The sequence below is a fragment of the Alistipes sp. UBA1686 genome (genome assembly GCF_002320215.1).
GTDB lineage: Bacteria > Bacteroidota > Bacteroidia > Bacteroidales > Rikenellaceae > Alistipes > Alistipes onderdonkii.
In genome coordinates, this window is sequence record NZ_DCKA01000018.1 from 256,706 (window position 1) to 269,474 (window position 12,769).

At 60.5% G+C, this 12,769-nt stretch carries 7 protein-coding genes; all 7 read left to right on the forward strand.

What is annotated here, in order from left to right; all coding sequences use genetic code 11:
- Window positions 1–279: 279 nt before the first annotated feature.
- The 7 genes from B3C38_RS09000 (at window position 280) to B3C38_RS09030 (ending at window position 12,551) form a co-directional block, all read left to right on the forward strand.
- The gene (locus B3C38_RS09000) at window positions 280–876 is read left to right on the forward strand and encodes an RNA polymerase sigma-70 factor (RefSeq protein ID WP_237957185.1); all 597 of its coding nucleotides are present in this window, start codon (window positions 280–282) and stop codon (window positions 874–876) included.
- Between the two features lie 82 nt (window positions 877–958).
- Window positions 959–1,960, forward strand: a complete 1,002-nt coding sequence (locus tag B3C38_RS09005) for a FecR family protein (protein ID WP_055211867.1) — start codon at window positions 959–961, stop codon at window positions 1,958–1,960.
- Between the two features lie 124 nt (window positions 1,961–2,084).
- Window positions 2,085–5,447, forward strand: coding sequence for a SusC/RagA family TonB-linked outer membrane protein (locus B3C38_RS09010; RefSeq protein WP_286726755.1), 3,363 nt, complete (start codon window positions 2,085–2,087; stop codon window positions 5,445–5,447).
- A gap of 12 nt (window positions 5,448–5,459) precedes the next feature.
- Window positions 5,460–7,016 carry a SusD/RagB family nutrient-binding outer membrane lipoprotein gene (locus B3C38_RS09015; protein WP_237957179.1) on the forward strand — a complete coding sequence of 519 codons (1,557 nt, stop codon included), beginning with the start codon at window positions 5,460–5,462 and terminating at the stop codon, window positions 7,014–7,016.
- 23 nt (window positions 7,017–7,039) lie between these two features.
- Window positions 7,040–8,947 (forward strand): glycoside hydrolase family 18, encoded by a 1,908-nt coding sequence (locus tag B3C38_RS09020; protein ID WP_286726758.1) that lies wholly within the window; start codon window positions 7,040–7,042, stop codon window positions 8,945–8,947.
- 18 nt (window positions 8,948–8,965) lie between these two features.
- Entirely contained in the window at window positions 8,966–10,123 is a 1,158-nt protein-coding gene (locus B3C38_RS09025; protein ID WP_286726759.1) for a DUF1735 and LamG domain-containing protein, read from the forward strand.
- A 367-nt stretch (window positions 10,124–10,490) separates the two neighbouring features.
- The gene (locus B3C38_RS09030) at window positions 10,491–12,551 is read left to right on the forward strand and encodes a family 20 glycosylhydrolase (RefSeq protein ID WP_286726761.1); all 2,061 of its coding nucleotides are present in this window, start codon (window positions 10,491–10,493) and stop codon (window positions 12,549–12,551) included.
- The last annotated feature ends 218 nt before the right edge of the window (window positions 12,552–12,769 follow it).

Below are 12,769 nucleotides of genomic sequence, written 5' to 3' on the forward strand. Positions count from 1 at the left end.
TGCCCGGGCTCCCGGCCTGTGCCGTGACGCATTCCCGCCGGGCGGCAGGGTGCTCCCCGAGGCGGCGGCAATACGCCGCCGTCCCCGGCTTCCGCCTTTTCCCTGTCGCCGGATACGGCGCTGCCTGCGCCGTATCCCCCGTTCCCTTTCGGCATACTCCGTCCGGACACACCGTATGCCCCGTACGGAATCTTTTTTGCAAATATTGGATAAAGTTGTATTTTTGCTTTGTCCCTCCGCCGTTCTTCGGGGCGGCGGGCCCGAAGAATATACCGGCCGATGGCAGATAACGCGCATACGATCGACATACACGACAACCGCACGGTTGTCGGATTGCTCCGTGCGGGGGATGAAAAATGTTTCGATGCGCTTTTCCGCCGCTATTACAAACCGCTCTGCACCTACGCCACGCGCTTCGTGCCGCCGGTACGCGCCGAGGAACTCGTCCAGGACACCCTGATGTGGGTGTGGGAAAACCGCACCTCGCTGATCCCCGAGATGCCGCTCAAATCGCTGCTGTTCACCATCGTAAAGAACAAGTCGCTAAACAGCGCCTTGCGCGACACGCTCAAGAACCGCATCATCCGCCAGCTGGCCGAACGCTACGAAGAGACGTTCGACGACCCCGATTTCTACCTCGAGGGCGAACTGGTGCAGCGGCTGACCGAAGCTCTGCGCAAAATGCCTCCTGAATTCCGGCAGACCTTCCGTATGCACCGCCTGGAAGGTATGACCCACAAAGAAATAGCCGCCCGCCTCAACGTCTCCCCGCAGACGGTCAATTACCGTATCGGGCAGACGGTTCGCCTGCTGCGCGAAGAGCTCAGCGATTACTGGCCGCTGCTCGTGCTGTTGCTGTGGCCTGACCTCTCCTGATAAGGAAATCTGAATTTTTTTTCGCCGTTCCGTTAGCATCCTTTGCTGACGGATTGTATTACTTTATAGACAAGCAAACAGCATGGCAAATTTCGAAATCGACGAAGAGGTATTGGTCGCCTTCCTGAAGGGCGAGCTGGACGCGGCGCAGGCGGAGGCCGTAGAGGCGTGGTACGACCGCTCGGCCGCAAACCGCAGGATGCTCGGCCAGGTTTATTATATATTGTATGTCAGCGACCGTATCAACGATGCGGCCGGTATTGACGTCGAACGTTCGCTCCGGCAGTTCAAGCGCCGCATGCACGCCGGACGCCGTATCTCCCTGCGCCGGAGCGCAGTGCGTATTGCCGCTGCGGCCGTGGTCGCCGCGGTGCTCCTGGCCGGCGGGCTCACGACCGTGTTGCTTTCCAAGCGCCTGGCGCAGCCCGTGACCGTCGTCACCCAGCTGGGCGAGCGGTCGCAGGTGGTGCTGCCCGACGGGACGAAGGTGTGGCTCAATTCGTCGAGCAGCGTGGAGTACGTCGCCCCCTTCTTTTCGCGCCAGCGCCGCGTGAAGATGGAGGGTGAAGCCTATTTCGAGGTCGAGCACGACCGCCGGGCGCCGTTCGTCGTGTCGACCAACGGCCTGGACGTCGAAGTCCTCGGCACACGTTTCAACATCCGCAACGACGACAATGACCACCGTGTCACCACCGTCCTGCTCGAAGGTGCCGTCAAGGCCTCTGCTTCGGGACACGGGCAGGCCTCGGTACGCCTGCACCCCGCGCAGCAACTGGTCTTCGACACCCGGACGCACGCCATGCGCCTGACCGACTGCCCCTCGGCCGAACGCTCGATCAACTGGATCGACGGCCGCTTCTGTTTCGAGCACGACACTTTCGGGGAGATCGTCGCCGAACTCAAGCGCTACTACAACGTCGACATCCGTTTCATGGACACCCGGCTCCGCGACATGCGTTTCTCGGGCAATTTCCGCGTCGAGGACGGCATCTACCACATCATGTCCGTATTGCAACTGACCTATAAATTCAATTACAGGATCGTCGGCAACGACATCGAACTCTACGCAAACCCTGAACGATAACCGAATACGAACTTAAAAACCTTCGATCCGCCTATGGAAAATTAACGTCTCTTTTTCCCGGATGCCGCACTTTTCGGCGGCCTGTTTCGACACCTAACCATTACACTAACCTAAAATCTGATCCATGAAAAAAACTAACCTTGCGACAGGCAGGGGAGGACGTGTTGTCGCTACATGTTTCCGTTGTCTGTTCGTTATCCCGATGCTGCTCCTGGGATGCTTCGGCGCCACCTCTGCCGCAGCACAGACGCAGCAAGCCCTCTCGCGTGTGAGCCTCGATGCCCCGGACGCGACGGTCATCACGGTTTTCCAGGCTATCCAGCAGCAGACGGGCTGTTCGTTCGTCTACAATACGTCGGACATCGACACCGACCGCAAAGTGAGCCTCTCGGTGCACGACGAACCGCTGCAGGCCGTGTTGGACAAGCTCTTCGCGGGCTCCGACATCGCTTATACCCTTCGGGACAAACACATCGTGCTCTCGAAGAAAGCTAAAAATTCCCCCCCCCACAGCGCTCAGGGCGGCGTTACCGGAGTCATAAAGGACGATAAGGGCATGCCCCTGGTCGGCGCCACCGTGCTTATCAAAGGTACGACGACCGGTGCCGCCGCCGACATCGACGGCAATTTCTCGCTTCCGCAGGCCAAACCGGGGGACACGCTCGAAATTTCGCTCATCGGCTATACCAAACAGGAGCTTCCCGTCTCGGGATCCGCCCCGTTGTCGGTGGTCATGCACGAGGACAACGAAGTGCTCGACGCCGTGGTGGTTACCGCCCTCGGCATCAAAAGGTCGGAGAAAGCGCTGACCTACAACGTGCAGGAGGTCACGGGCGACATCGTCAACACGGTCAAGGACGCCAACTTCATGAACTCGCTTTCGGGCAAGGTCGCCGGCCTTCAGATCAACGCCAGCGCCTCGGGCGTGGGCGGTTCCACGCGCGTGGTGATGCGCGGCGTGAAGTCCATCAGCGGCAACAACAACGCCCTCTATGTGATCGACGGTATCCCGATGCCCGACCTGCGTTCGTCGCAGACCGAGGGCACCTACGAAACGCCCGACGGCGGCGATTTCGAGGGTATCTCGAACCTCAACCCCGAGGACATCGAATCCATGACGGTGCTTTCGGGCGCCACGGCGGCCGCGCTCTACGGTTCGCAGGGTGCCAACGGCGTGATCGTCATCACGACCAAAAAGGGCGAGGAGGGGCGTGTGCGCGTGAACTACGCCAACAATACCACCTTTTCGTCGCCGTTCGTCATGCCGCAGTTCCAGAACACCTACGGCACCGAAGCTACGGCACCGTCCATGAGCTGGGGTACGAAGCTCTCGACCCCGACCTCGTACGACCCCTCGGATTTCTTCCAGACCGGCTTCGAGGAGACCAATGCGATCTCGGTTTCGGGTGGTACGCGCGTGAACCAGTCCTATTTCTCGGCCGCTTCGCTCAATTCGCGCGGCATCATCCCCAACAACGTCTACAACCGGTACAACTTTACCTTCCGCAATACCACGCAGCTCATCAAGGACAAGCTGACGCTCGACCTGGGCGCTTCCTACATGCGCCAGTACAAGCGTAACCCGCTCGTGCAGGGCCTCTACCACAACCCGCTGATTCCCATTTACCTCTTCCCGCGCGGCGACGACATCTCCAAGTACGAGGTTTACGAGCGTTACGACGCCACGGCGGGCTATATGAAGCAGTTCTGGCCCCTGGAGTTCATCACCGGCGTCGAGAACCCCTGGTGGATCACCAACCGCGAGCTGTTCGAGAATACGGCGCACCGCTATACGTTCAACGCCACGCTCAAGTGGGACATTGCCGACTGGATCACCCTCACGGGGCGCGTGCGCACCGATAACATGGTGATGAACTATACGCGTAAGATCTATGCCTCGTCCGACAAGCTGTTCGCTTCCGAATACGGCAACTACCAGAACAACAAGATCCACCACAACAACCTCTACGCCGACGCCCTGCTGTCGATCAACAAGAGTTTCTTCGACGACAAGTTTTCCCTGTCGTTCAACCTGGGTGCGAGCATCCTCGACGATAAGAACGACGGCGAAGGCTTCGAGGGCCACCTGGCCACCCTCGCCAACAAGTTCTCGGTCTACAACGTGGATATGAGCCATTCGCAGACCAAACCCTACGCCGACCGCTACCACGACCAGACGCAGGCCGTCTACGCCACCGCCCAGCTGGGATATAACGGCATGGTCTACCTCGACGTGACGGCGCGCAACGAGTGGGCGTCGCAGCTGGCCTTCACGCCCCATATGAACATATTCTACCCGTCGGTGGGCCTTTCGGCCGTCATCTCGTCGATGGCCGACCTTTCCAAAGCCGGCATTTCGTTCCTCAAGGTGCGTGCCTCCTATGCCGAGGTGGGTAACGCCCCGCAGCGGTTTATTACCGGTGTCAATACGCCCTTGCAGACGGGCGGTATCGTTTCGTCGGACTCCTATGCCCCGGCTGTCAACCTTACGCCCGAGCGCACCAAGTCGTTCGAAGTGGGCCTGAACGCCAAGTTCCTCGGCAACAAGATCTGGACGGACGTGACCTATTACAATACCAACACCTACAACCAGCTTTTTAGCTACGATGCACCGCCCAGCACCGGCTACAAACGGGCATATATCAATGCCGGCAAGGTCAACAACTGGGGTATCGAAGCGGTCGTGGGTTACAAGAACAAGTGGCGCGACTTCTCGTGGTCGACCAATGTCAACTTCTCGATGAACCGGAACGAGGTGAAGGAGCTGGTTCCCGAAGGCACGCGCGACGTGGCCGGTAACCTGGTGACTGTCGACGAGGTGAACATGGACTACGGCGGCTACCGCATGAAGGTCAAAAAAGGCGGTTCGATCGGCGACTTCTACGTGACGGGGCTCAAGACCGACGATCAGGGACGCATCTATGTCGACCCCAATACCAATACCGTCACCACCGATCCCAATACGTGGCTTTACGGCGGCAATACCGAAGCCCGCTTCCGCCTGGGGTGGAACAACCGCTTCTCCTACAAGGGCGTGAACCTCGGCGTGCTGTTCGATGCCCGCATCGGCGGCCAGGGCGTTTCGGCGACGCAGGCCCTGATGGATCGCTGGGGTGCCTCGCAGGATTCGGCCGACGCCCGGGAAAACGGCGGTGTCTGGATCTCCGAGGATCAGAAAGTCCCCGATGCCAGGGTCTTCTACGCCAACAACGGCAACGGGCTTTCGATGCTTTCACACTATGTTTACAGCATGACCAACGTCCGCCTGCGTGAACTTACGCTGGGCTACGACCTGCCTTCCAGGTGGTTCAACGACAAGATCGGCATGACCGTGTCGCTCGTCGGCCGCAACCTGTGGATGATCTACAACAAGGCGCCGTTCGATCCCGAGATCACCGCGTCCACGGGTACCTATTACCAGGGGCTCGACTATTTCATGCAGCCCAGCTCCCGGACTATCGGTTTCAGCGTAAGACTCCAATTCTAAAATTTCAGACCAATGAAACGATTCAATCATACAATAGGATTTTTCGCCGCTGCGGCGCTTGCCGCCTGTACCGGTGACTTCGAATCCTTCAACACCAATCCCGATGCGGTGCAGTCGGTCGACAAGAAGACCTACATCACCACCATGCAAATGGATGCCGTGATCCCGTGCAGCGACGTGGGGGCCAACGAGTTCCAGCGCGCCTGCAACCTGATGGGCGACGCCTTCGGCGGCTATCTCTCCCCGATCCAGGCCTTCAACGGCGGCAGCTATACCTGTACTTACGACCTCGACGGTACGGACTACAACAACGTGCCTTTCTCGGTGGCTTTCACCAATGTGATGCCTGCATGGCTCAACCTCAAGTACGCCTACCAGAACGGACAGGTTACCGACGACGTCTTTGCCGTTGCCGAGGTCATCAAGGTGATGGCCCTCCAGCGTACCACCGACATCTACGGCCCGATCCCCGTTTCGAATTTCGGCCAGACCGAAAACCCCTACGAATCGCAGGAGACCGTCTACAAAAACCTTCTCACGGATCTGAATGCCGCCATCGTGGTGCTCAAGGAGTATGCGGCCAATGCCGCCGACGCCAGGCCGTTGCAGAAGGTCGACGCCGTTTACCAGGGCGACTATGCGAAATGGCTCAAGCTGGCCAACTCGGTCAAGCTCCGCATGGCCATGCGCATCCGTTTCGTCGAACCCGGGCTTGCCCGGACCTATGCCGAGGAAGCCGTCAGGGACGGGGTGATGACCGCTTCGGACGACGGGGCGTGGCTCAAGAGTTCCGGTTCGGTACAGGTATACAATCCGCTCGAAGAGGTGTGGAACGCCTATAACGATACCCGCATGGGTGCGACCATCGACGCTTATATGAACGGTTACGCCGATCCGCGCCTGCCGGCCTATTTCAAAACCTGCGAGGATGGCAAGTACCACGGTGTCCGCAGCGGTCTCAGCTCGATGCTGAAGGCGGACTATACCGGACTTTCGGTGCCCAACGTCGCCAAGGATACGCCCGTCGTGTGGTTCCTCGCTTCCGAGGCCGCTTTCCTGCGGGCCGAAGGCGCCATGCTCGGCTGGGAGATGGGCGGTGACGATGAATCGTTCTACAAGACGGGTATCGAATTGTCGTTCCTCGAACGCGGTCTTACCGCGGCCGCCGCGGCCACCTATGCCGAGAGTGCGAGCGAACCCCAGGCATTCGAGGACGCTTCGGCCGCCTCGACGAAATACAACGCTTCGAAACCTTCGTCCGTCTCCCCGAAATGGAATGCCGGCGCCGGGGACGAGGAAAAGCTCGAACGGATCATCACGCAGAAGTGGATCGCCATGTTCCCCAACGGGCAGGAAGCCTGGTCGGAATTCCGCCGCACAGGTTACCCCAAGGTGATCCCGATCGTCAACAACCTCAGCGGCGGCAAGGTCGATACCAACGTCCAGGTGCGCCGTATGACCTTCCCGCGTTCGGAGTACTCGAACAATGCCGCCGGCGTGGCGGCTGCCACCGCACTGCTCGGCGGAGCCGATACCGGCGGTACGAAACTCTGGTGGGATAAGAAATAATGAACCTAAAAACAACACGAAAGATGAAAAATTTCTTGAAATACGTCGCGGCCCTTGCGATCGTGGGTGCCTTTTTCGTCGCTTGTTCGGATTGGACGGATCCCGAGCGCGAAATTACGCAGCATCCCGACCAGCAGTCGCCCATCCTGCGCGATAATGCCTACTACCAGGCCCTGCGCGAATACAAAAAGACCAAGCACAAGATCGCTTTCGGCTGGTACGGTTCGTGGACGGCCGTCGGCGCATCCTACCAGACCCGCCTGCAGAGTGCTCCCGACTCGATGGATATCATCTCCATCTGGAGCCAGTGGCATTCGCTGACCCCCGAGCAGATCGCCGACAAGGAGTTCGTGCAGAAGATCAAGGGCACGAAGGTGACCTTCACGATCTTCTCGGACAAGATGCCCGAGCCGTTCCTCACCGAGATCGGCGGCGGCGAATATACCGACGAGGCCATCGAGGCCTACGCCAAAGCCTACTGCAAGGACTCGATGGACAAGTACAGCTACGACGGCATCGACATTGACTACGAACCCGGCTACGGCGCTTCGGGGCCGTTCGTGGGACATGACAACGAGCTGTTCCGCAAACTCATCCTCGCCATGAGCAAATACGTCGGCCCCAAGTCGGGTACGGGACGCCTGCTTATGATCGACGGCGTGCCCTATGCCGTCCATGCCGATGTGGCCGACTGCTTCGACTACGGTATCGTACAGGCCTATGCGTCGGGCGGCTATACCGACTTGCAGGGTCGCTTCAACAGCGCCGATGCCAAAGGCTGGAAGCCCGAGCAGTATATCTTCGCCGAGAATTTCGAATCCTATTGGAAAAACGGCGGCGTCACGCATACGTGCCGTGACGGACAGCGTGTCAACTCGCTGCTGGGCATGGCGCGCTTCAACCCCACGCAGGGTTTCGGTGCCGGTTTCGGTGCCTACCACATGGAGTATGAGTACGCCAATTCGTCGATGCCTTACAAGTATATGCGCGAGGCGATCCAGGATGTGAACCCCGCCGGCGGCGACTTGATCGTCGGTCTGACCTCGACCGGCTTGTCCAAATACCTGTTCCTGGTCGGGGACGACGGTACCATCACGGGCGAGGTGGACGAAAAAATCCGGGTCGAGCTGGCGCGTCCCGCCCCTGCCGACGTTTCGTTCCCGCTGGCTATCGACAATTCGCTGGTCGATGCCTACAACGAAAAGCACGGCACCTCCTACGAGCCGATCGACCCCGCGCGTGTTTCACTCGGCACGCTCGGCGTGGCAGCCGGTGCGTTCATGTCCGACGAGGTGTCCGTCACCGTAAGCTCCGCCAATATCGAGAAGGGATACTACCTGATCCCTATCGTCGTGGAACTTCCCGCGGAAGACATCTATACCTCGAAGGAGAAACTGGTGCGTTACGTGCTGGTGACGGTGGCGGCGATGGAGATCGACGTCGATGCCACGGCGCTCACGGGCGTGAAGATCGAACCTGCTTCCGGCTGGACGATCGTCTGCTACCAGGGCACCGCTTCGAGCGGCGCCAACGGCGTCTGGAACCTTGATTCCGATACGCAGAAAGCCCGCATGTTCGACGGCAAACTCGACTCCAACTGCTGGTATGCCGCGAATGCGTCCTATTCGTGGGGGAACGGCGGCAATTTCATCATCACGCTGGACAAGGCCTACGACATCAACGGCTTCCGCTGGCATATCTACTACGAGGACTCCAACCCCGAATGTACCGATTTCCAGTACAGCGAGGACGGCACCAACTGGTTCAGCCTGACCAACGAAATTTCGTTCGTCCCCAAACTCACGGACGACGGCTGGAAGATATTCCGGTTCAAGAAGACCGTGAAGGCCCGCTATATCCGGGTATACGTCGGCCGGGTGACCGGGTGGACCAGCATGAACGAGGCCGAGATTTTCGCCCCTGCAAACTAAACCTAAAACAAGAGAACTATGAAACTGAAATATTTGGTCGCTCCGCTGTTGTTCGCCGCCGCTGCGGCGACGGGCTGTCAGGAGTCCGCGGAGACCTATCCTGCGATCTACATGACCGATGCGCAGAGCAATCCCGACAAATCCATGACCATCGACGAACCCCCTGCCGAGACCTCGATCACCGTCTCCGCCTCGGTGGTCGCCGAGCATGACATCCACATTCAGCTCGAAGTGCGCCCCGACCTGCTGGCCGCCTATAACGACAAATACGGCAAGAACTACCAGATCCCGCCCGCCGACAGCTATTCGCTCAGCTCGACGGAAGCGACCATCCTGGCCGGCTACAACACCTCTTCGGCGATCGGCTTCACGGTGTCGTCCGTCTCGGAGTTCGCCGAGGGCGTGACCTATTGCGTCCCGGTGAGCATCAAGACCGTATCGGGCGGGATGACCGTGCTCGAACCGAGCCGCACGCTCTTCATCGTGCTGAAGACCCCGGTGATCAGCAAGGCGATCTACCTGGGATCGAGCAACATTTACAAGGTGACTTCGTTCCAGGAGAATTCCGACCTGGCAGCCCTTCCGCAGCTCACGCTCGAAGCCCGCGTATACATGCTCGGCTTCCAGACCCGCGATCCTTATATCAGCTCCATCATGGGTATCGAGGGCATCTGCGGCGTACGTTTCGGCGACGTGAAGGTCGATCCCGACTGCATCCAGATCTGTCACGACTCCTACCAGCCCGCAGCTACCGACAAGCCGTTCGACAAGGAGAAGTGGTACCACGTCGCCGCAGTCTGGACAGGTTCTTCGTGGGATATCTACATCGACGGGCAGTATGCCACGGGCGTGGAAACGCAGGGCGAGACCATCGACCTGACGAGCGACAATTCGGGCGGTTTCTACCTGGGAGCCTCCTATGGCGGCGGCCGTCCGCTGGACGGTTACGTTGCAGAGTGCCGTGTATGGACACGGGCTCTCTCGCAATCCGAGATCGTCAACAACATGAACTATGTCGATCCCACGTCCGACGGGCTGCTCGCTTACTGGCGCATGAACGCCTGGGAGCCCAACGACAGCGGTTCCGGCAATATCGTGCGCGACCTCACGGGCCACGGTTACGATGCCGTCGGCGGCAGCTCCAACCCGATGATGATGGACACCAAGTGGAATTAGTCCGCTTATAGACCGACTGGGGCCGTGCGACCCCGGCATAAGCCGGGTTGCACGGCCTTTTTCATACTCCTGCTTCGGGCTGTCCCTGCTTCGGGCTGCAAACCCGCCCCGGATGGCGGCCCGTCGCGGCCTGTCGGCAGTCTGTCGGCGGTTTCGGTTTCCGGCTGTCCCCGTTCCCCGACGGTTTCCGGACGCGGATTGCACTTGCTTCCGGCTGTCCCCGTCCTCCGACGGTTTTCGGCTGCGGTTTGCCTTTGGCTGGCTGTTCTCCGGCGGCGCCCTTCCGGCTGCGGCCACGGCTCGCTCCGCCCTCCTCCGGCTTTGCCGGTTCATCCCGATTTGTTGTTGTACCCGACCTAAAGACCTTATGAAAAAAATCACGCTTATCTCTTTTTGCCTTGCCGCTTTCGCCTTTGCTTCGTGCGCCGGCGGCGGGTGCCCGGCCACGGGTATCATTCCGGCTCCGCAGCAGGTGACGTGGGGCGAAGGTGCCTTCCGTATGCCTGCCAGGCTGCTCTACACGACCGACCTCGACGGGCAGGACAAGGCCGACCTCGCGGCGTGGATGCAGCGTGCCGCGGACGGATTCTTCCCTGCCTCCTTTGCCGAGGCCTCCGACGGCGACATGCCCGCGCTCGAACTGCTCCGTACGGGCGACGGCGCCCCCGAAAGCTACCGTCTCGACGTCTCCCGCACAAAGATCACGCTCACGGCCCCCGATGCCGCAGGGCTGTTCTACGGACTCCAGTCGCTCGCACAGCTGGCCGGGCATCATGGCCGCCGCATTCCTGCCGTCACGATCGTGGACGCCCCGCGCTTCGGTTACCGGGGCTTCATGCTCGACGTCTCGCGCCATTTCCGCGACAAGGAGTTCGTCGAACGTCAGCTCGACCTCATGGCGCGCTACAAGCTCAACCGCTTCCACTGGCACCTGACCGACGGAGCTGGATGGCGCATCGAAATCAAAAAATACCCCGCCCTGACCGACATCGCCGCCTGGCGTCCCTATCCCGACTGGGGGGAGTGGAATTTCGGCGGCAAACGCTACTGCCACCGTGACGACCCGGCGGCCGCCGGGGGCTATTACACGCAGGACGACATCCGCGAAGTGGTCGAATACGCCCGTGCCCTGCATATCGAGGTGATTCCCGAGATCGAGATGCCGGGGCACAGCGAGGAGGTGCTGGCCGTTTACCCCGAACTCTCGTGCAGCGGCAAACCCTACACGGACTCCGATTTCTGCATCGGCAACGAGCAGACGTTCGAATTCCTCGAGAACGTGCTCTCCGAGGTGATCGGGCTCTTCCCTTCGGAATATATCCATATCGGCGGCGACGAGGCTTCGAAACGGGGTTGGCGCACCTGCCCCGAATGTGCCGTCCGGATGCGGCGGGAGGGACTGCAGGACGTCGATGAACTGCAAAGCTACCTGGTGCACCGCATCGGGACGTTCCTCGCCGCCAAGGGCCGCCGCCTGCTGGGCTGGGACGAGATTCTCCAGGGCGGGCTCGCGCCCGGCGCCACGGTCATGTCGTGGCGCGGCACCGAGGGCGGGATCGCCGCGGCCAGAGCCGGACTCCGCGCCGTGATGGCTCCCTCGAACTACTGCTACCTCGATTTCTGCCAGGACGACCCCACCCGCGAGCCGGTCGCCGCGGCGGCGTTCCTCACCCTCGCGCAGGCCTATTCCTACGACCCTGCGCCCGATTCGCTGGGTGCGGATGTCGTGCCGATGATCCTCGGCGTGCAGGGCAACCTGTGGTGCGAGCACGTGCCCACAGCCGAACATGCCGAACACATGATCTGGCCGCGCCTGCTGGCGATCGCCGAAGTGGGGTGGAGCGCCCCCGAACGTAAGGACTTCGACGACTTCCACGCCCGCGTGCTCGACGCCGTGGCGTGGATGCAGCAGCGCGGATACCACCCCTTCGACCAGAAAAATGCCGTCGGCCCCCGCCCCGAATCGCTCGATACCCTGCATTGCCTCTCGACAGGCAGGCAGGTGGCTTACCGTACGCCTTACAGCCCGAAATACCCGGCTGCGGGCGACGCTTCGCTGACCGACGGGTTGCGCGGCGGGTGGAACTACGGCGATCGCCGCTGGCAGGGGTGGTTCGATACGGATGTCGAACTGGTCGTCGACCTCGGGGAACGCCAGCCTGTGAAACGTATCGCGGCCTGTTTCATGCAGGGTTTCTATGCCGACATCTGGATGCCCCGTGCGGTCGAAATCTCGGTTTCGGACGACGACAGGCACTATACGCCCCTTGCCTCGGTCGAAAACGACATCCCGTTCGAATACAAGCAGGATTGCTACCGCGAGTTCGGCTGGTCGGGCCAAACGGCGGCGCGTTACGTGCGGCTGAAAGCCCTGCACAACGGCCATCCCGGCGGCTGGATTTTCACCGACGAGATTGTCGTGGAGTAACCCCGCTGGGGCGGATTCCCGGGATGCTTTCCCGCGATGTGTCTGCCGCTACAATGGGAAAGGGGGGCGCCAAGTCTTTCCGGCCTCCCGGGAACCGCGTGGCCTGAAATGCCCCGGATGGCAGTGTAAATAAAAAGGGCTGTCAGCGATATGCCTGACAGCCCTTTTCCATGTCGGGTCGGTTCTTTGCTATTGATCCCGCCGCCCGTTTCCCGGCT

Coding starts and splice junctions, on each gene's coding strand:
- B3C38_RS09025 (WP_286726759.1), top strand. CDS start 8,966: ATGAAACTGAAATATTTGGTCGCTCCGCTGTTGTTCGCCGCCGCTGCG.
- B3C38_RS09030 (WP_286726761.1), top strand. CDS start 10,491: ATGAAAAAAATCACGCTTATCTCTTTTTGCCTTGCCGCTTTCGCCTTT.
- B3C38_RS09020 (WP_286726758.1), top strand. CDS start 7,040: ATGAAAAATTTCTTGAAATACGTCGCGGCCCTTGCGATCGTGGGTGCC.
- B3C38_RS09000 (WP_237957185.1), top strand. CDS start 280: ATGGCAGATAACGCGCATACGATCGACATACACGACAACCGCACGGTT.
- B3C38_RS09010 (WP_286726755.1), top strand. CDS start 2,085: ATGAAAAAAACTAACCTTGCGACAGGCAGGGGAGGACGTGTTGTCGCT.
- B3C38_RS09015 (WP_237957179.1), top strand. CDS start 5,460: ATGAAACGATTCAATCATACAATAGGATTTTTCGCCGCTGCGGCGCTT.
- B3C38_RS09005 (WP_055211867.1), top strand. CDS start 959: ATGGCAAATTTCGAAATCGACGAAGAGGTATTGGTCGCCTTCCTGAAG.